The organism is Caballeronia sp. PC1 (genome assembly GCF_021353155.1).
In the GTDB taxonomy this organism is placed as follows: Bacteria; Pseudomonadota; Gammaproteobacteria; order Burkholderiales; family Burkholderiaceae; genus Caballeronia; species Caballeronia cordobensis.
The window spans coordinates 271,815-290,443 of sequence record NZ_JAJUBH010000003.1 but is presented as its reverse complement, the minus strand read 5'-3'; the positions used below and the strand labels follow the sequence as shown (position 1 = coordinate 290,443).

Sequence of the window (18,629 nt, the reverse complement as noted above, 5' to 3'; positions counted from 1 at the left end):
TTCAATCAACGAACGACGTAAGATCTTGCCGCGTTCGCCGCCTCAGAGCGGTTTGAACGAACGTTTTGCACGCCACTCGCAGAAGGAGACACCGATGTCCATGAAGTTATCTTCGCGCCAGGTCGACGGTCTACAAAGCCGAAACGCGGGGCAGCCAGCAGCCGATGAACGCCCCGTGCCGCGTCGGTCCTCCGGCATGCGCAAGATCAGGCGCATCGGCTGGAACATGCTGCCGCCGCTGACGTTCGTCGCGATCATCGCCATCTGGGCGGCGGCGGTCCGTCTCTTCGACATTCCGCCCTATGTCATGCCGGGACCGGGCCTGGTTTTCTCGCGGCTCGTCGAGGAATATCCGCAGCTCTGGACCAACTCGATCGTCACGGTGACGGAAATCGTCTGGGGCTTCGGATTGACGATCGTGACCGCGATTCCCGTGGGGCTCGTGATCGCGTTGTCGCCGCTCGCCAAGCAGGTGGTGTATCCGCCGCTCATGTTCCTGCAGCTCGTACCGAAGATCGCGGTTGCGCCGCTGTTTCTCGTGTGGCTTGGCTTCGGCATGGAGTCGAAGGTGCTGCTGACCGTGCTGATGACCTTCTTCCCGCTGCTGCTGGCGAGCATCAGCGGCTTTCAGATTCTCGACAACCGGCTGCTCTACCTCACGCAGTCCATGGGCGCCAGCTCGTGGCAGACGTTCCGCTACCTGCGCTTTCCCGCCGCGCTGCCGGTGATCTTCTCGGGCATCAAGACGTCCGCCACCATCGCCGCCACGGCCGCGATCGTCGCCGAGTTCGTCGGGGCGAACAAGGGGCTGGGCTATGTGCTGCTGCGCGGCACGAGCACGCTGGATATCGGCCTGACCTTCGCGGTGATCGCGGTCCTCACGTTCATCGGCATTGCGATCAACTACATCGTCGAGTTCGCCGAATGGGCCATGACGCCGTGGCAGCGGGACAAGAATTGATGCGCGAATCGGATTGAATGCACGGCCGGAAACGGCCGATCCCATATCGGAAGTCAAGGAGACTAAAAGATGCGTCGTTTCATCAGCCGCCTGCTGGTCGCAAGCGCTGTGTCGTCAGCGTTGCTTATCGGCGTCGACGGCGTCGCGCTCGCCGCGACCCCCGTCACGTTTCAACTGAACTGGGTCGCGGGAGGCGCGAATGCGGGATTCGCAGCCGCGCTCACCGAGGGCTACTACAAGGAAGCCGGTCTCGATGTGACGCTGGTCGAAGGCAATGGGTCGGGCACGACCGCCCAGCTCGTCGCCACGAACCGCGTGCAGATCGGTTATGCCGATGCCGTCGCGGTGAGTCAGCTCATCGCGAAGGGCGCGCCGATGAAAGTGATCTCGACGATCTATCAGTCCAATCCCAACGAAGTCTCGGCGCTGAAGAAGTCGAACATCAATTCCATCAAGGATCTCGTCGGCAAGAAAGTGGGCGTGCCGTCGGGGTCGTCGCAGACGACGATGCTCCCGCTCTTCCTGAAAGCCAACGGGCTCAAGGAATCGGACGTCAATCTGACCAATATGCCGCTGACGTCGATGGTGCCGACGCTGCTTCAGGGCCAGGTCGATGCCATTCTCGGCTCGATCGACTCGTACCAGATCCAGCTCGAAGCGCAGGGCGCGCAACTGACGAACTTCCGCTTTGCGGATTACGGCGTGCCGACCGTCAGCACGTCGATTTTCGCCAACGACGCCTACCTCAAGGACAACGCGGACGTCGTCAAGAAGTTTATCGCCGCGAGCCTGAAAGGCTGGAGCTTCGCGCTCGATAACCCCGCCAAGGCCGTCAAGGATCTGAAGGCGGTGTTCCCGAATATGTCGGAAAAGACGGCCACGGCCGAAATGGCGGCGATCACGCCTTTGTTCTGCAGCGGCGGCGCGAAATTCATCGGCAAGGCGGAAGACGCGCAATGGGTGAAGACGCAGGATCTGCTCTCGCAGGTCGGTCTGCTGCCGGCGGGGCGCGACCCGAAGTCGTACTACACGAACGACTTCCTTCCGCCGGCATCGGCAATGCGTCCCTGCAAGTGAATCGAGGATTGACATGACTGAATATCGAAACACAGGCTTGCGCTATGCCGATCTCGAAGTCGGGCTCACGTTCCGTAGCCCTGGGCGCACGATCACCGATGCCGACCTCGTCGGATTCGCCGGGCTGACAGGCGACTTTTCCGAACTGCATACGAGCGACGTCTACGCGAAGGCCAGTCAGTTCGGCCGCCGCGTGGCGCACGGCATGCTCGGACTGGCCTACGCCCACGGCCTGATGTGGGCGCGCACGGGTGAGTTGCGCGAAACGGCGATCGCGTTTCTCGGGATCAGCGAATGGAAGTTCCTCAATCCCATCTTCGTCGGGGACACCATCTTCGTGAACTACGAGATCAGCGAGCTTCGCGAAAGCAAGTCGCGGCCGACGCAGGCCATCGCAACCTTCGACGTCTCCGTGGTGGATCAGGACGATCGTGTCGTGCAAAAAGGGAAGAAGGCATTGCTGCTGTCCAAGGTGCCGCTTTCCGCCGTCGCCGCAAGCAACGCGTCTGACGGAACCAGCGAGGAGCGCAAGTCATGAGCAGTCAGACCGCAGAACAGCAGGACGTCGCGGCCCGGTCGGGCGTGCCGATCAGTATCCGGCACGTCGCGAAGACGTTCGGCGAAGACAGCGACAAGCCGTTTCAGGCGCTCAGGGAAGTCAGTATCGACATCCATCCGGGCGAATTCGTCTCGATCGTGGGCCCGTCGGGTTGCGGCAAGAGCACCCTGATGCTGATGGTGGCCGGACTGCTCAAGCAGAGCCAGGGCGACATTCTGGTGGGCGGCAAACCGGTCACGAAGCCGATCACCGATGTCGGCATCGCGTTCCAGGATCACCTGCTGCTCGAATTCAGAACCGCGCTCGAGAACGTGATGCTGCAAGCCGACATTCGCGGCTTGCCGAGGAAGAAGATCGAGGCGCGCGCCAAAGATCTGTTCGAGCAACTGCGTCTGACGCATGCGATGCAGAAATATCCGCGCCAGCTCTCGGGCGGCATGCGGCAGCGCGTTTCGCTCGTGAGAACGCTGGTGCACGAGCCGTCCGTGATTCTCATGGATGAGCCGTTCGGCGCGCTGGACGCCTTGACGAGACTTCAGGTGCGGATGGATCTCGAGGCGCTGTGGCTGCGTCGCCGGCCTACCGTGGTGTTCATTACGCACAGCGTGGAAGAGGCCGTGGGCTTGTCGGACCGCATCTTCGTGATGAGCCCGAACCCCGGCGAAGTCGTCGACGAGATCACGGTCGATCTACCGCGCCCGAGGCCCATCGTGCTTGGCGATGCGCCGGAATTCGCGGCCTACGTGGACCGCATCTACGGGCATTTCGAGCGCATGGGCGTGCTGCACGGCATCGAAGTGCCCAAGGCCAGCACCGCCGCATCGTGAACCCAGCCATCGACAGGACGACATGAGCACAGCAACGCACACGCGCGACCGGCTGGTCACGACCGAAGTGGAGGGCTTCATCGCCACGGTGGGCATCAGTCACGGGCCGCTCAATCTGGTCACGGCCGACTTGCTGCGCGAGTTGAACGAAGCGTTTTCGGCCGTTTCGGCGCTGCCCGATGTTCGCTGCCTGATCCTGCACGGCAGCCAGTCGCGGGCGTTTTGCGCGGGAAGCGACATCCGGGAATTCGCCCAAATCCGCGAGCATGCCAGCGAAAAGAAGATCCTTTTCGAAGACATGGTGCTGCGTCAGCTCGCCCGTCTGCCGATGCCGACCATCGCGGCGATCGATGGCGCGGCGCTTGGCGGCGGTCTGGAACTCGCGCTGGCCTGCGATCTTCGCGTCGCGCGACACGGCGTGACGATGGGCCTCACCGAATCGCGTCTGGGCGGACTGGCCGGCAGCGGCGCGCTGAGGCTCACACGCCTGGTGGGTCCGGCCCGCGCGAAGCAGATGTTGTTCGCCGGCGAGATCATCGAGTGCGATCAGGCGCTGTCGTGGGGATTGATCAATCAGGTGGCGAAGGACGGATCGGCATTCGACGCCGCGCTCGAACTCGCCCGGACGATCGCCGCGCGCGGGCCGGTGTCGAATCGCCTCGCGAAGCAGCTCGTCGATGCGGCGCAGGACTATCCGCTCGATGCCGGCCTGTCGATGTCGACCGTCGCGCTTCAGAAGATCTTTGACAGCCGGGACCTGCACGAGGGTGTCGACGCGTTCTTCGCGAAACGCGCGCCGTCCTTCGAAGGTCACTGAACGTCAGGCAAAAATCATGAGCGAACTGAACTCTGAAATTGGTACTACTGAAAACGTTCGAGCGGCCGACCAAGCGCTGCTCGGCGAAGGCGCCGTGCTCGTCTGGAACGACGTGGTGTCCGCGGGACGCGAGCAGTTCTACGAATGGCACGACAAGGAGCACATTCCCGAACGCCTTGCCATTCCGGGCTTCCGGCGTGGACGCCGCTACGTGCGGCCGGGGCATTCGCCCGAATGGCTGACGATGTACGAGGCCGCCGATCTCGATGTCGTGGTGTCGCCGGCCTATCTCGAACGCCTGAACACGCCGACGCCCGCGACCGTTGACACGTTGCGTTACTTCCGCAACACCTCGCGCGCGGTCTGCCGGATCGTTCATTCGGTCGGCTCCAGCAGCGGCGGCCATGTGCTCGCCTTGCGCCTGGACGTGCCCGCGCAGCAGGCCGAAGCGATGAAAGCCTATTTGTGTGCGGAGGCGTTTCCCCGCGCGGCGGCGCTCACGAGCGTCGTCGCGTGTCATCTGTATATGGCGGATCAATCCGGCAGCCATATCGACACGGCTGAGTCGAGCACGCGCGCGTTCGACGTGCCCGCATGGGTCGTGCTGATCGAAACCACGACGCCGCAGGCGGCCGAAAGCGCGCGTGCGCTGCTCGACACGCAAAAGCTGGCGTCACTGGGCGCGAAGGTGCGCGCCGACGGCACGACGTATTCGATGGAGATTTGCCGGCTGGCGACCGCCACGGCAGCGCTTTGACCCTTCCCGATAACCTGAAAGAGAACCTCCCATGAAACTCGTCAGACACGGACAACCCGGCCAGGAGCGCCCGGGCATCATCGACGCTCAAGGTCAGATCCGCGATCTCAGCGCGCACTGCAAGGATTTCGATGCGGCCTTCTTCGCCGCCGATGGCCTTCAGTCATTGCAATCGATCGACACGCAGAGCCTGCCGGTCGTAGCAATCGGCACGCGGCTCGGGCCGTGCGTCGGCCAGCCGGGGCTGTTTCTCGCGATCGGGCTGAACTACGTGCAGCACGCCATCGAAACGAACGCGCCGATTCCGACCGACCCGATCATCTTCAGCAAGGCGCCGTCCTGCGTTTCCGGTCCGAGCGATCCCGTATTGCTGCCCAAGGGTTCGACGAAAACCGATTGGGAAGTGGAACTGGCTTTCGTGGTCGGCAAGCGCGCGCACTACGTGGCGGAATCGGAGGCGCTCGATTACATCGCGGGCTATTTCATCTGCAACGATGTGTCGGAGCGCGAGTTCCAGCTCGAACGAAGCGGGCAGTGGCAAAAAGGCAAGATGTGCCCCACGTTCGGCCCGATCGGTCCGTGGCTCGTCACCTCCGATGAGATCGCGGACGTGCAGAACCTGGGCCTCTGGCTCGAACTGAACGGCAAGCGTATCCAGGACTCCTCGACCAGCGACATGATCTTTTCGATCGCGAAGATTCTCGCGGACGTGAGTCAGTACGTGGTCCTGCAGCCGGGCGACATCATCACCACCGGCACGCCTCCGGGCGTCGGGCTGGGCATGAAGCCGGAAGCGTATCTAAAGCCCGGCGACGTCATGCGGCTCGGCATCGACGGGCTCGGTGTGCAGGAGCAGCGCGTGCTGCGCTGGGGCGAACAGTGAATGACGCGCGGGCGGCTTCACGAAGGGCCGCCGGCACGTCTCGGGCGATCACGAAACACTGAGCAGATCATGGAACGAATAACAGCGGACGAAGCAGCGGGACTCGTCGAAGACGGCGATGCGATTCTCATCAGCGGATCGGGCGGCGGGCACGCGGTGCCGGAAGCATTGCTTGCCGCCGTGGAGCGGCGTTTCCTGGAAGAGAGCAAACCACGGGGACTCACGTCGGTCAGCGTCGTGGGCGTGGGCGACCGCGCGGCGCTGGGCGCAAGCCATCTGGCGCACGAAGGCCTGTTGCACCGGGCGATCACGAGCGCGCTCGTCGATTCGCCCGGACTGGTGCGTCTGGCCGCGGAAAACAAGATCGAAGCCTATACGTTGCCGCAAGGCGTGCTCTCGCAACTGATGCGCGATATGGCCGCGGGCCGGCCGGGCCTGTTGACCAAGACGGGTCTCGGCACGTTCGTCGATCCACGCCAGCAAGGCGCGCGGCAGAGTCCGTGCACGCCCGAAGACTTTGTCGAAGTCGTGAACCTCGCGGGCGAGGAGTGGCTGTTCTTCAAGCCCGTGCCGGTCAACGTCGCGTTTCTGCGCGGCACGACAGCCGACGAAGACGGCAACGTCACGATGGAAGAAGAGGCCGTTCTCGGCGAAATGCTCGCGATGGCGCAAGCGACGCGCCGCGCGGGCGGCATCGTCGTGGTGCAGGTCAAGCGCATGGCGAGACGCGGCACCTTGCCCGCCAAGCAGGTGAAAATTCCCGGCATTCTGGTGGACTTCGTGGTCGTGGATGCCGAGCAGCGGCAGACGTATGCGACGTACTACGACCCGAGCTACTCCGGCGAACTGCGCATTCCTGTCGAGGGCATCAAGCCGCTGCCGTTCGGTCCCCGCAAGGTCATCGTCAGACGCGCGGCCATGGAGCTGTTTCCGGGCGCGATCTGCAATCTGGGCGCGGGCGTATCGACCGGCCTCTCGACGGTGGCCGCCGAAGAAGGACTGCTCGATGCGGTCTATCTGACCAACGAACAAGGGATTATAGGCGGCGCGCCGATCACCGGACGCGATTCGGGCGGCGGGCAGAATTTCGCGGCCATGATCGAGCAACCCTCGCAGTTCGATTTTTACGATGGCGGTGGGCTGGATGTCGCGTTTCTCTCCTTCGCGGAAGTCGATGCGCAAGGCAATGTCAACGTCTCCCGGTTCGGCGAGAAGATCATCGGCGTGGGCGGTTTCATCAATATCAGCGCGAACGCCCGCTGCGTGGTTTTCAGCGGCACGCTGACGGCCGGCGATCTCGATGTGGGCTGGGAGCAGGGCCGCACGATCATCCGGCAGGAAGGGCGGCACCAGAAGTTCGTGCCGAAGCTGGAGCAGATCTGCTACAGCGCGTCGATGGCGCGCGCCAAGGGGCAGACCGCGCTCTTCGTGACGGAGCGCGCGGTGTTCACGATCGGCGAAGCGGGTCTCGAACTGATCGAGATCGCGCCCGGCATCGACGTGGAGCGCGACGTGATCGCGCACATGGGTTTCAGGCCCGCCGTGTCGCCGAAACTGAAGGAAATGGATGCGCGAATCTTCGATCCCTCGCTGATGGGGCTCGGCGCGCACTTGCACGCCAAGGCGCGGCGCTACCGGTCCGGGCGTGTTGCGCAATGGCATAATCAGCGCGATGGAGGTGCCCGGCGATGAGCATGCCTGCTATCACGGGGGCGACCCGTCTGTTTGCCATCGTCGGCGATCCGATCGTTCAGGTGCGCTCGCCGGAGGTGTACACGCAACAGTTCGCGTCCGCCGGGATCGACGCCGTTCTGGTTCCGATGCACGTACCGGCCGAGCGGTGCGAAGAGATCGTTCCGGCGCTCATGGCGTTGGGCAATCTCGACGGCCTGCTGGTTACGGCGCCTCTGAAAGCGCGCGTGGCGGCCTACGCGGACCGCCTGGGGCCCACGGCTTCCTGCATCGGCGCGGTGAATGCGCTGCGGCGTGAGCCCGACGGTTCGTGGACGGGCGACATGTTCGACGGCGAAGGCTTCGTCCGCGGCCTGCTCGCGAAAGGCGCGCGCGTGCGCGGCCGGCGCGTGCTGCAGTTTGGCGCGGGCGGGGCAGGCAGCGCGATCGCCTGTGCGCTCGCCAACGCAGGCGTCCAGTCGATCCGTATCGTCAACCCGGACCTCGGGCAGACGCACGCGCTCGTCGCAGCGATGTCGAAAGCCTTTCCCGAGTGCGACGTACAGCCCGCGGAGGCCGTTCGCGGCGATATCGACATGATCGTGAACGCGTCGCCCGTGGGCATGCGTCCCGGCGACGGCTTGCCGGGCGATCTGGGCGCCGTGACCGCGGACACCCTGATCGGCGACGTGGTGCTGTCCTCTTCTCCGACAGCGTTCATTCAACAAGCTCTCGATCGTGGCTGTCAGTGGGCGGACGGCCGGGACATGCATTCCGGCCAGATCGGCGCAATCATGAATTTCTTCGTTGCGCGCACCTAGTTTTTTCTTGACCGAGATTCATATGGCTCACATTCCCGCAGAGCGCTGCCTGGACATCATTGAACTGCTAGCCGACGGCGCCGTCGCGATGCCGCTAGGTGAGATCGCGACGCGGCTAAGCCTGGCGAAGAGTGGCGCGCACCGGTTGCTCGCGACGCTGGTCGATCTCGGATGGGCCGAACAGGACGCCGAGACCGGCTTCTACCGGCTTTCGATGCGCCTCGCGATACTGGGGCAGCGATTTTTCGTGGCGACCGGCATCCCGGATATCTGTCAGCCGCTGGTTGATCGTCTGGCCGGTGCGTCCCGCGAATTCGTCCGTCTGGCCGTGGTGGACGGTTCTTCGCTGACCTGGGTCGCGCACGCACAAGGCGCGACGGGCGGGCTGCTCTATCAGCCCACGCTCGACAGCAATACCGTCCCGCTGCACGCAACGGCGACCGGCAAGGCCTGGCTCGCGACCTTGCCCACCGAGCAGGCCGCGGAGAACGTGCTGCGCGTGGGATTCGGCGATTCCGACAAGTACGGGCCCAACGTCATCCGCTCACTGGATGCGCTCTTGCAGGAAATCGAAGCGACGCGGCGGCGCGGCTATGGCATTGCGGTCAACGAAGGCGAGCCGGGCGTCAGTGCGCTCGCGGCGGCCATTCGTCCGCCCGAGGGCGGGCCCGCGCTGGGCGTGGTGAGCGTGGCCGGGCCCGGCGCGCGGATGACGGAAGCGCGCATCGCGGAGATGGCGCCCTTGGTCATTCAGGCCGCGACCGAACTTGCGTCGTTCTGGCCGTTGCGCACGCGTTCGAGCAAGCTGCCCAGCGCGAACACGATGATCGCCGCGTGAGCCGCCAGTAAAGGGGCCGCTTACACGCGGTGAATGTGCAGCCCGCCATCGATATGAATCGCTTCGCCGGTGCAGAACGAGAAGCAGCCTGTCGCCAGCGAGGCGACCGCCTTCGCGAGTTCTTCTTCGCGCCCCCATCTCGCAACGGGTGAAAAGCCGCGCGCGATTCTCGCGTCGTAATCGGCCTTCGCGACTTCGGTCATGTGGGTCGGAAAGATGCCCGGCCGAACCTCGTAGACCGGAATGTCGAGCTCCGCCAGCCGGGCCGCGAACAGCTTGGTCAATGTCGTGATCGCGGACTTGGAAATGCAGTACTCGGCGCGATTGGTGGCAATCAGAAAGGCATTCGCCGAAGAGATGTTGATGATCGACCGCGAGCGATGACGAGGCGAGGTCTCGCGAGCAAAACGGCGCGCCAGTTTCTGCGACAGAAAGAACGTCCCTCGCAGGTTGACGTCGATGAGCCTGTCGAAACTCTGCGGCGTCACGTCCAGCAGATCGCCTCGCGTTTCTACACTGATCCCCGCGTTATTCACGAGGCAGGCCGTGTCGCCCAGCGACGCCTGAACCCTGTCCAGCAATGCATCATGCCGATCGATGTCGGCGATATCGGCTTCGAAGAAAGCCGCGCGACGGCCGTGAGATCGAATGGCCTGCAGCGTTTCTTTTGCATCGTCGTCGCACACCAGGTCTGCAATGGCGATATCGAAGCCGGCAACGGCCAATGCTTTTGCGATGGCGCTGCCGAGGCCGCGTCTGCCGCCCGTCACCAAGGCAACGCGGGACGATGCGTCTTCGTCGGTCTCGTGGATCCCGGTCACGTTATAGCCCTCGCTCAGGCATGCGTGCGCGACCATTGCGCCACGCGTTCGGAACGATAGCGCCGCGCCTTACGCGACATATCCTCGGCGAGACCCATGGGGCCCGCGCCGAAGATTCGAACATCCATCTCCCGCAAGTCGGGAGCGATCGGCGTCCTGAAGGCCATTTGGCCGAAGACATCGCGCTCGAGATCGATGCCGGGCGCGATCTCGATCAATTCCAGACCCGCTGCGCCCACCCGAAAAACGGCGCGCTCGGTCACGAACAATGCCGAATTCCCGCGCTGGTGGGCGAATGCCGCGTGATAGGAAATCTGCTCCAGCGCGCCGACAAACTTGCGGTGCCGTCCTTCCTGAATGATGGTCGCGCGGCCGTCGTTCCACCGCACGTCCAGACCGCCCGCGGTGAACGTGCCGCTGAAAATCACGCGCTTGGCGTTCTGGCTGATATTGACGAAGCCGCCCACGCCGACGATCTTGTCGCCGAAGCGGCTGATATTGACGTTTCCTTTCGCATCGACTTCGGCAAAGGAGAGGAACGCGAGATCGAGACCGCCGCCGTCGTAGAAATCGAACTGGGACGTTTGCTCGATCATGGCGGCGAAGTTCTGCGCACCGCCCGAGTCGCGGCCCGTGATCGGCGCGCCGCCGATGAGTCCTTGCTCGTTCGTGAGCACGACGGCGTCGAGCAATCCTTCTTCCGCTGCGACCGTCGAGAGGCCCGTCGAGACGCCCGCGCCGAGATTGCAGATGGCCGACGGATACAGCTCCATGGCCGCGCGCCTCACGATGACCTTGCGCGGGCCGAACGGAATCGGTTTGATCTCATCGACCGGCACGCGCAATTCGCCCGAATAGCTCGGGTCGTAGTACGTGGCATACGTCTGACGCTGTTCCGGTTCGACGACGACGAAGTCGACGAGAATGCCCGGAATCTTCACCTGCTTGGGGGGCAGCGTGCCGGCGCGCGCCATGCGTTTGACCTGCACGACGACCACGCCGCCTGCCCGGCGCGTGGCCTGCGCCATGGCCAGCATCTCGCCCAGCACGGCTTCCTGTTCCATCGTGACATTGCCGTCTTCGTCGGCTGTCGTGCCGCGCAGATACGCGATATCGATGGGAAACGGCTTGAAGCGCAGCCATTCTTCGCCGTCGAGATGCATGAGTTCGACGAGTTGCTCTTCCGTCCTCGGACTCTGCCGTCCGCCGCGCTGGCGGGGATCGATGAACGTATGGAGCCCGGTCTTGGTGATCAGCCCCGGCCGTCCGCCCGCCATTTCGCGCATGAGCTGCGAAAGCACGCCCTGCGGCAAGGTGTAGGCCTCGATGAGATCGTCCGCGGCCATCTTCAGGAGGCCGGGCGAGTCGATGAGCGCGCCCGAGATGGCACGCTTGATCAGCCCGGCCTGCGCGAGATGATCGGCGCCGAGGCAAACGCGGTCTCCAATGCCGACGACGCTGATCGATGTGAGGTCGCACGGCGCGTGCTCTGTTCGAAACCGCTGCCCGAGCGCGGCGAGCAAGGCCTCGGGCACGGCATGCCCGGCGCCCGATCCGCTGATCAGGACCGAGTCGCCAGTCCGCACGAGGCTCGCGGCCTCTTCAGAAGTCATTCGTTGCATGGAGGCTACCGGGTGAATGTAACCGGTAACATTATCGCGGCTTAACCGTGGCGCGCTCCATAAGGGTATTCGACTAGCTTCACAAAACGGGGCGGCCGCGCGCCGCTTCGAGGATCGCGTACCAGTCCTCGCGTTCCAGCGCGATGCCAAGCCCTTCGACGGCATACCGGAGCGATTCCATTCGCCGGCTACCGACCAGCACATACGGTGCGCAGGGAAGACGGAAGATCCAGGCGTAGACGATCGGCACCCAGCACGAGGCGCCGCAGGTCTGCGCCACTGAGCTCAACGTGGCGCGCAGCCGTGCCGCGGCTTCATCGTTCTCCGAGAAGAGCCGTCCGCCGCCGAGCGCGGACCAGATCATCGGCGCGACATTCGCCGAGGACAAAGTGGGAAAAAGGTCGCCTTCGAGCGCGCCGAGTTCGAAGGGCGAGAACTCGATCTGGTTGGTCGCGAGATCGATTCGGGATCGAAGCGATTCGAATTGTCGCGTGGAATAGTTGGACACGCCGAAGGCGCGGATTTTTCCTTGTTCGAGAAGGCGCTGGGCGGTATCGGCGATTTCATCGTCGTCGGCCAGAAAATCCGGACGATGAATGAGGAATAGGTCGAGATAGTCGGTCTTCAGGCGCTGCAAGGACCGCTCGACCGCCGCTTGCAGATAGGCTCGACTCGTATCGTAGTGTTTCACGCCGACGTTGGCGCCGCGCGGCCTGATTCCCGCCTTGCTCACGATCTGAATCGTCGCGCGCAGCGAAGGCGTTTCCCGCAACGCTTCTCCGAAAAGCGCTTCGACTTCGCCCGCGCCGTAGATATCGGCATGGTCGAAGGTCGTCACGCCCAAATCCACGCTTTCGCGGACAAAGCGGTTCAATTCCGCCGAGGACATCTGCCATTCACGCACGCGCCACATGCCGGCGACGACCCTCGAACAGCCGAGCGTGGTCATGGCGTTTCTCTTGTGTTCGCTTTCGCGTGAAGCAAGGGCGCTTTTCATCGGCTATCTCTCGACTCGGTGAGGGAACGCATCACAAGCCGATATGATACCGGTTACATCGCGTATTGGGGCGATGTAAAAAGCGCTGCGCCGGGCGCGGGCCGCACTTACGCGACTCGCATCCCGGCGCTCGTTACCGCGCGGCGGTTGCCCGGCCGATCAGCGATTGACCACCTTCTTCGGCATCGTCAGAACCACGCCCGCTGCGACGATCAGCGAGGCGGCCACGCAGTACAGGCCGACGTCGGTGCTGTGCGTCATATCCTTGATCCAGCCGACCAGATAGGGACTCACGAAGCCCGCGAGATTGCCGACCGAATTGATGAGCGCGATGCCCGCCGCAGCCGCGACGCCGCCGAGGAACGCGGGCGGAATCGCCCAGAACTGACACAGCGCGCCGAGAATGCCGATGGTCGCGACCGTGAGTGAGGCCACCGCCAGCGTGACGTTGTGCGGCACCAGCGTGCTCGCCACGAGACCGGCCGCGCCGATGATCGCCGGCAGCGCGACGTGCCAGCGCCGTTCCTTGCTGCGGTCCGAACTGCGCCCGAGCAGCACCATCGCGACGGCGGCCGCGCCGTAGGGAATCATCGTCAGAAGGCCGACGTTGAGCGCGTCCGATACGCCCGATGCCTTGATGAGCGTCGGCAGCCAGAAGCCGATGCCGTACAGCCCCATGATGATGCCGAAGTAGCACAGGCTCAGCACCCACACGCGGCGATTGGCGAACGCGCCGCTCGCGCTATGCACCTCGATATGCTCGGACTCGTTCGCGAGGCCCTTCTCGAGCAGCGTCTTCTCGTCGGCGCTGAGCCATTTCGCGGAACTGATCTTGTCGTCGAGATACATCAGCACGACGAAGCCGCCGATGATCGAAGGCAACGCTTCGAGCAGGAACAGCCAGCGCCAGCCGGCCATGCCGCCGACGCCGCCGAAGTTGTTCAGGATCCAGCCCGACAGCGGACCGCCGATGACGCCCGCGATCGGAATGCCGGTCATGAACATCGCCGTGATCTTCGCGCGGCGCGACGACGGATACCAGTACGTCAGATAAAGAATGATGCCCGGAAAGAAGCCCGCTTCCGCCACGCCGAGCAGGAAGCGCAGCACGTAGAACGCGGTGGGCGTCTTCACGAAGATCATCATGCCGGAGAGCACGCCCCAGCTCAGCATGATGCGCGCGATCCACTTGCGCGCGCCGAAGCGATGCAACGCGATGTTGCTCGGCACTTCGAAGATGAAATAGCCGATAAAGAAAATGCCTGCGCCCAGACCATAAACGGTTTCGCTGAATTTCAGATCCGCCAGCATTTGCAGCTTGGCGAAGCCGACGTTCACGCGGTCCAGATACGCAAAGACATAGCAAAGAAACAGGAAGGGGATGAGTCGCCAAGTCACCTTGGCATACGTTCGGTCCTCGGCGTCGGCTTGCGCGACGACATCGCCGTAAGTGGTTTTCAACATGGTTGTCTCCGTAAATCGTCACCGGCGTGCTACGTGGTCACGCCGGCCTGTGGCTCGCGGTGTATGACGGCCAATGCGGGCCGCTTAGTCGAACATGTCCGGGTTCGTCTGCACGAGTTGCTCGTAGATCGGCTGAAAATGCAGCCAGCCGATATATTCGCTGCCGACGTTATCGCGGCTGTAGCGCGAGCTATGCTCCGGCACCATGATGGGTTTGATGCCGGTTGCTTCGACGAGAAGCTGCTGCTGGCAGCATCGTTCCAGTGCGATGAACCAGAACGCCGCCGCTTCGATGCTATGACGGCTCACGGTCAGAAGACCGTGATTCTGATGAATGGCCGCCTTGACGTTCTTGAAGTAATCGGCCACGGACAAGCCCGCCTTTTCTTCCACCGCCACCGCGCCCGCTTCGTCCTTGATGACGACGTGATCTTCGAAGAATGCGGCGGCGTCCTGCGTGATCGGATCGAGCGGACGGCCGAGCGCCGCGAACGCGGTGCCGTAGACGGTGTGCGCATGGCACATCGCGACGATATCGGGATTCGCGTCATGCACGGCGGCGTGCAGCACGAAGCCCGCGCGATTCAACGCATACGCGCCTTCCACCACTTTGCCGGCGTGATTCGCGAGAATCAGGTTGGAGAGCTTGACCTGCGAAAAATGCACGGCCATCGGATTGGTCCAGTACAACTCGGGAAATTCCGGATCGCGCACGGTCAGATGGCCGGCGAAACCATAGTCGAGGTTATGCAGCGCGAACGCGCGGCATGCGGCGACGAGACGTTCCTTGCGATGCTGGCGCTCTTCCGCGAACGAGCTGAAATCGGGCAATTCGGGAAACTTCAGACCCGCCTGCTTCGGGCGATAAATCGAATTGTTAGACGGATGGGAGATCGTGCGGCGCAGTTCGGTTTGTTGCGCGCTGGTCTGCTGTTCGTCGGTGGCGGTGGTCATGCATGTCTCCTGTTCGAGCGGTATTGGCACGATCGCTACGATAAGGAAACCGGCTTCGACCATCTACCGGCGCCGGACAATAAGATCTATTACGCCCGCATATAAATGCCGTTTTACGCCGTCTGCCATGGCGGCGTGCGGAAGGCATCGGCGAAATGATCGATAAAGGCGCGAATGCGCGGCACCACTTGCCGCTCGGGAAGATAAACGATGTGGATCGCGGTATCGTCCTTCGCTTCGTATTCGCAGAGGAGCCGCACGAGTTCGCCGCGGCGGATGGCCGGCAGCGCGAGATGTTCGGCAAGCCGCATGATGCCCACGCCCGCCACGCACAACTGGAATAGCGTGGTGCCGTCCGTGCTGCGAAAACTGCCGCGCACGGCCACGCGTTCGAGCTTGCCGTTGATCATGAATGGCCACTGATTCAGATGCTCGCGCGGCGATTCCCACGTCAGACACGTATGTTTGGTGAGGCCTTGCGGCGTGACGGGCTGACCATGCGCGGCGAGATAAGCGGGCGAAGCCACGACGATGCGCTGAAGGTTGCACAACTTGCGGCTGCGCAGCGATGAATCCTGCAGGCGGCCCATGCGCACGGCGATATCGAAATTATCTTCGATCAGATTGACGTTGGAATCCGATAAGGAAAAGTGCACGCACAGCTTCGGATAAGCCGCGAGAAAACGCGGCAACTGAGGCACCAGTTGATCCATGCCGAACGCATGCGGCGCGCTGACGCGCAGATTGCCGGTCGGTTCGCTCGATCGTACTTGCGCCTCGGCTTCTTCGAGGGTTTCGAGAATCTCGTTGCACGAGCGGAGGAATCGTTCGCCTTCGCCGGTAAGGCGCATGGTGCGTGTCGAGCGATGCAGCAATTGCACGCCGAGCCTGCGTTCGAGATTGTTCACGCTCTGGCTCACGAAGGGCTGGCTGACGTTCAGGACATTTGCGGCCGCGGTGAAGCCACCGGTTTCCACTACGGTTTTGAAAACCCGCATTTCCAGCAATCTTTCATCTTTCATTAGCCTGGACGACTCTTGGAATTCTCACATCGACAGACTACAGTTTTCCGGTGGTGGGTGCTTATCGGTTGATCCTCGCACGCGGCTGAAGACATTGTTCTATACGGATGACGCGTTCACCGACCCACAACAAACCGCCAGAGCGCCACGCACTCCGCATCGGCGATCCGGTAGCGAGGCATCGACTTGCGAAGCAGAACGCTCGCCGGGTCGACACCCTCTCTGACCGCACGGCAGAAAGCCGTCTCATCGTAGGAACTGATCGGGCCTCCCCGGCGACTTGTCACGCCGAGCAGCGAGTCGCGTGTCAGCGGCGGCGCGAAAGCCGCCTCCTTCGACGTGCCGACATGGCAATTGACGCACCGTGTCGTCCAGGCCGGCAACGGGCGATCGTCGTCGCGCAGATGCGCCGCCATCGGATGTTGTCCGTTGAAAATGGCGCATCCAAGGTCGGACGGAGCGCACGCGGCCGCCGCGCGGGCAAGCGGCGTCATCGCGACGAGCGCAAGGCCGATCGCGGCGGCGCGCGTGGCGAAATGGCGTCGCCGGGCCATGTCAATGCACGAGCAGGACGCGCGAGACGCTCGGGACGCCGTTCGAATTCAGGGCGAACAGCATGTAATAGCCGGGTACCACCACGCCGGGATCGGAAGGGATGCGCAAGTGAAATTCGCCTGCGGTGCCGACCGTGAACGTCAGCGGCACGCGTCGTTGCTCGTTGTTCAGCGAATGCGTGACCGACGATGAACGCATCAGCGCAAACGCGCGAACGCTTCGGCTGGCCGTTACGACGATCGTCGTGCCAAGCTGCGCGTCGGAAGGAACGGACGAAAGACTCGGCCGGGACGCGGCAGAGCCGTCCGCGTTGAGCAAATAGGGCGGTGTCAGTATCTCCACATCGGTGTGATTGGTCGCGCATCCGCCGCACAATCCGCCGCCGCCGCTCAGCACGCGCCCGTCGTTCAGAAGCAGCGCGACGCTGTGATACGTGCGCGGCACGGCCTGACGCACGAGCAGGGAAAACGCGTTGGTCGCCGGGTCCCATAGTTCCGGGGTGAGGATCGCGTTGTCATCCGAGAAAGGCGCGGCGAAGGTCTGTCCACCGACCACGACGACCTGTCCGTTCGGCAGCACGACGCTGTTGCCGAACGCGCGCTGATAACTCATCGGCGCGATGGTTTGCGTCACTGCATTGCCGTTGCTGATGTCGATGAGCGTCGCATTGGACGTGGCCTGCGACTGGTCATAACTCGGCGCGCCTCCGACAGCGAGGATCTTGCCGATGTCATACATGACCGCGTTGCCGTTCATCGCATCGTTGTCGCTGCCCCGATTGCCCGCCGCGGTGACGCTGCCGTTGCCGGCCGTATCGAACCAGTGCATGGCGCGGCTGGGGCCCGCGTGAAAGACGCGTCCATTGCCGACCGCGAACATCCATGCGTGATTGTCGGCGCGAAATATGCCTGCGTTGTCGTGCGTGAGAATGTAATCGTCGAGGATGGCCCCGTTGATCTGCCAGCCCTGGCCCGGGCTCCACGTTTCGCCGTTCTTTCCGCCGACCCCGCCGCTCCAGGAGCCGCCCACCTGAAACACGTTGCCGTTGCTCAGCGTGACGCTTCCCTGATAGCCGCGTGGAATCTTCATGCGATCGCCCGGACTCCACGCGCCGGTCGAAGGCGAATAGATGCTGGTCGCTTGCGTGGTCAATCCGCCCGTCACGAGAATCCGGCCATCGGGCAGATTGACGATGCCTGGACAGAACATGTCATGTCCAGTGTTGCTCACGATCACCTGCCTGCTACTGCCGGTCGATGGATTGAAGATCGTGGTGTAGGTCCGGCCCGGCGGGTTGCTTGAGTTGGTGAAGTCGAGCGCGCTATCCGCCGACCAGAACAGCACATTGCCGTTGGGAAGATTGGCGGCTTGCACCGGAACGATCGGCAGCGTGATCGGCGCGGACCACTTCGAAGGCAGCGTCGGTTTCTGCGTGGGCAAGCCGCTCACTTTCCACGTCTGTGTCGCGCTTCCGTTGCACGCTTGCTGCGTCAACTGGACGCCCTGCGAGGTCGTGCTCGACGCGCTCACGCATAAGCCGCTATGTCCCGCGACGATTGCATAGCCGCCGCCTTGCGGCGTCAGCGAGAAGGCCTGATTCAAGCCGCCATTGCAGGTCCACTGGATGATGGGGCCGCCCGCGTCCATGGCCTGGCCCGACACGTCCAGGCACAGGTCGCTGTTCAGGTTGATGAGCTTGTAGCGCGCGCCGGTCGCAACCGGAAGCCATTGCTGATTAGGGCCGCCCCAGCAGGCCCAGGAAATTACGGGTGCGCCTGGCGTCACGGATTGACCGCTGACATCCGCGCACAGGCTGGTGCCATTCAGGGTGATGGGGGCCGAAGTTTGCGCGCGGACGGCGGGCGATAGACCCGCCAAAATCAGCGGTAACGCGATCGGCAGCAACAGGCGCATGCATCGGACGAGCAAGCCGCGCGCGTGCCTAGTCGAACGGATTCCTGGCATGGTTGCTCCCGTACATGA

The 18,629-nt window shown here is 63.3% G+C and carries 18 protein-coding genes; 10 read left to right on the top strand and 8 right to left on the bottom strand.

The features are described 5' to 3' along the window. Positions 1-100 precede the first annotated feature (100 nt). The 10 genes from LY284_RS25970 (at position 101) to LY284_RS25925 (ending at position 9,211) form a co-directional block, all read left to right on the top strand. Complete coding sequence (locus LY284_RS25970) at positions 101-961, top strand: ABC transporter permease (protein WP_231927997.1); 861 nt, start codon at positions 101-103, stop codon at positions 959-961. 69 nt (positions 962-1,030) lie between these two features. After that, positions 1,031-2,038 carry an ABC transporter substrate-binding protein gene (locus LY284_RS25965; protein ID WP_233388834.1) on the top strand — a complete coding sequence of 336 codons (1,008 nt, stop codon included), beginning with the start codon at positions 1,031-1,033 and terminating at the stop codon, positions 2,036-2,038. Between the two features lie 13 nt (positions 2,039-2,051). Further along, positions 2,052-2,576 carry a MaoC/PaaZ C-terminal domain-containing protein gene (locus LY284_RS25960; protein ID WP_233388832.1) on the top strand — a complete coding sequence of 175 codons (525 nt, stop codon included), beginning with the start codon at positions 2,052-2,054 and terminating at the stop codon, positions 2,574-2,576. After that, a complete protein-coding gene (locus tag LY284_RS25955) occupies positions 2,573-3,424 on the top strand; it encodes an ABC transporter ATP-binding protein (RefSeq protein ID WP_053571956.1) in 852 nt (283 codons plus the stop codon). Before LY284_RS25960 ends, LY284_RS25955 begins: the two co-directional genes overlap by 4 nt. Before the next feature lie 22 nt (positions 3,425-3,446). After that, a complete protein-coding gene (locus LY284_RS25950; RefSeq protein WP_233388829.1) occupies positions 3,447-4,241 on the top strand; it encodes an enoyl-CoA hydratase/isomerase family protein in 795 nt (264 codons plus the stop codon). A gap of 16 nt (positions 4,242-4,257) precedes the next feature. Continuing rightward, on the top strand, positions 4,258-4,998 hold the full coding sequence (locus LY284_RS25945) for a hypothetical protein (protein ID WP_233388827.1): 741 nt from the start codon (positions 4,258-4,260) through the stop codon (positions 4,996-4,998). Positions 4,999-5,029: 31 nt separating this feature from the next. Next, positions 5,030-5,881, top strand: coding sequence for a fumarylacetoacetate hydrolase family protein (locus LY284_RS25940; protein ID WP_233388825.1), 852 nt, complete (start codon positions 5,030-5,032; stop codon positions 5,879-5,881). 69 nt (positions 5,882-5,950) lie between these two features. Continuing rightward, on the top strand, positions 5,951-7,573 hold the full coding sequence (locus LY284_RS25935) for an acyl CoA:acetate/3-ketoacid CoA transferase (protein ID WP_233388823.1): 1,623 nt from the start codon (positions 5,951-5,953) through the stop codon (positions 7,571-7,573). Then, positions 7,570-8,373, top strand: a complete 804-nt coding sequence (locus tag LY284_RS25930; protein ID WP_233388821.1) for a shikimate dehydrogenase — start codon at positions 7,570-7,572, stop codon at positions 8,371-8,373. Before LY284_RS25935 ends, LY284_RS25930 begins: the two co-directional genes overlap by 4 nt. Positions 8,374-8,395: 22 nt before the next feature. Next, entirely contained in the window at positions 8,396-9,211 is an 816-nt protein-coding gene (locus tag LY284_RS25925; protein ID WP_233388818.1) for an IclR family transcriptional regulator, read from the top strand. Between the two features lie 20 nt (positions 9,212-9,231). Here LY284_RS25925 and LY284_RS25920 read toward each other — a convergent pair whose 3' ends face one another. From LY284_RS25920 to LY284_RS25885, 8 genes are all read right to left on the bottom strand, one after another. Then, entirely contained in the window at positions 9,232-10,068 is an 837-nt protein-coding gene (locus LY284_RS25920; protein WP_233388816.1) for a 3-ketoacyl-ACP reductase, read from the bottom strand. Then, positions 10,047-11,654: an acyl CoA:acetate/3-ketoacid CoA transferase gene (locus tag LY284_RS25915; RefSeq protein WP_233388814.1), complete on the bottom strand. Its 1,608-nt coding sequence runs from the start codon at positions 11,652-11,654 to the stop codon at positions 10,047-10,049. The genes LY284_RS25920 and LY284_RS25915 overlap by 22 nt, the downstream gene beginning before the upstream one ends. Before the next feature lie 79 nt (positions 11,655-11,733). Continuing rightward, positions 11,734-12,603 carry an aldo/keto reductase family oxidoreductase gene (locus tag LY284_RS25910; RefSeq protein ID WP_233388811.1) on the bottom strand — a complete coding sequence of 290 codons (870 nt, stop codon included), beginning with the start codon at positions 12,601-12,603 and terminating at the stop codon, positions 11,734-11,736. A gap of 207 nt (positions 12,604-12,810) precedes the next feature. Then, a complete protein-coding gene (locus LY284_RS25905) occupies positions 12,811-14,115 on the bottom strand; it encodes an MFS transporter (protein ID WP_053571963.1) in 1,305 nt (434 codons plus the stop codon). 84 nt (positions 14,116-14,199) lie between these two features. Continuing rightward, complete coding sequence (locus tag LY284_RS25900) at positions 14,200-15,069, bottom strand: class II aldolase/adducin family protein (RefSeq protein ID WP_077161305.1); 870 nt, start codon at positions 15,067-15,069, stop codon at positions 14,200-14,202. A gap of 113 nt (positions 15,070-15,182) precedes the next feature. Further along, entirely contained in the window at positions 15,183-16,091 is a 909-nt protein-coding gene (locus LY284_RS25895) for a LysR family transcriptional regulator (RefSeq protein ID WP_077160552.1), read from the bottom strand. A 116-nt stretch (positions 16,092-16,207) separates the two neighbouring features. Further along, complete coding sequence (locus tag LY284_RS25890; protein ID WP_233388809.1) at positions 16,208-16,645, bottom strand: hypothetical protein; 438 nt, start codon at positions 16,643-16,645, stop codon at positions 16,208-16,210. 1 nt (position 16,646) lies between these two features. Further along, positions 16,647-18,611: an RICIN domain-containing protein gene (locus LY284_RS25885; protein ID WP_233388807.1), complete on the bottom strand. Its 1,965-nt coding sequence runs from the start codon at positions 18,609-18,611 to the stop codon at positions 16,647-16,649. Positions 18,612-18,629: the final 18 nt, after the last annotated feature.

Excerpts from the sequence above, each read along its gene's own strand:
- LY284_RS25970 (WP_231927997.1), top strand. The coding sequence starts at position 101 with ATGAAGTTATCTTCGCGCCAGGTCGACGGTCTACAAAGCCGAAACGCG.
- LY284_RS25965 (WP_233388834.1), top strand. The coding sequence starts at position 1,031 with ATGCGTCGTTTCATCAGCCGCCTGCTGGTCGCAAGCGCTGTGTCGTCA.
- LY284_RS25960 (WP_233388832.1), top strand. The coding sequence starts at position 2,052 with ATGACTGAATATCGAAACACAGGCTTGCGCTATGCCGATCTCGAAGTC.
- LY284_RS25955 (WP_053571956.1), top strand. The coding sequence starts at position 2,573 with ATGAGCAGTCAGACCGCAGAACAGCAGGACGTCGCGGCCCGGTCGGGC.
- LY284_RS25950 (WP_233388829.1), top strand. The coding sequence starts at position 3,447 with ATGAGCACAGCAACGCACACGCGCGACCGGCTGGTCACGACCGAAGTG.
- LY284_RS25945 (WP_233388827.1), top strand. The coding sequence starts at position 4,258 with ATGAGCGAACTGAACTCTGAAATTGGTACTACTGAAAACGTTCGAGCG.
- LY284_RS25940 (WP_233388825.1), top strand. The coding sequence starts at position 5,030 with ATGAAACTCGTCAGACACGGACAACCCGGCCAGGAGCGCCCGGGCATC.
- LY284_RS25935 (WP_233388823.1), top strand. The coding sequence starts at position 5,951 with ATGGAACGAATAACAGCGGACGAAGCAGCGGGACTCGTCGAAGACGGC.
- LY284_RS25930 (WP_233388821.1), top strand. The coding sequence starts at position 7,570 with ATGAGCATGCCTGCTATCACGGGGGCGACCCGTCTGTTTGCCATCGTC.
- LY284_RS25925 (WP_233388818.1), top strand. The coding sequence starts at position 8,396 with ATGGCTCACATTCCCGCAGAGCGCTGCCTGGACATCATTGAACTGCTA.
- LY284_RS25920 (WP_233388816.1), bottom strand. The coding sequence starts at position 10,068 with ATGGTCGCGCACGCATGCCTGAGCGAGGGCTATAACGTGACCGGGATC.
- LY284_RS25915 (WP_233388814.1), bottom strand. The coding sequence starts at position 11,654 with ATGCAACGAATGACTTCTGAAGAGGCCGCGAGCCTCGTGCGGACTGGC.
- LY284_RS25910 (WP_233388811.1), bottom strand. The coding sequence starts at position 12,603 with ATGACCACGCTCGGCTGTTCGAGGGTCGTCGCCGGCATGTGGCGCGTG.
- LY284_RS25905 (WP_053571963.1), bottom strand. The coding sequence starts at position 14,115 with ATGTTGAAAACCACTTACGGCGATGTCGTCGCGCAAGCCGACGCCGAG.
- LY284_RS25900 (WP_077161305.1), bottom strand. The coding sequence starts at position 15,069 with ATGACCACCGCCACCGACGAACAGCAGACCAGCGCGCAACAAACCGAA.
- LY284_RS25895 (WP_077160552.1), bottom strand. The coding sequence starts at position 16,091 with ATGAAAGATGAAAGATTGCTGGAAATGCGGGTTTTCAAAACCGTAGTG.
- LY284_RS25890 (WP_233388809.1), bottom strand. The coding sequence starts at position 16,645 with ATGGCCCGGCGACGCCATTTCGCCACGCGCGCCGCCGCGATCGGCCTT.
- LY284_RS25885 (WP_233388807.1), bottom strand. The coding sequence starts at position 18,611 with ATGCCAGGAATCCGTTCGACTAGGCACGCGCGCGGCTTGCTCGTCCGA.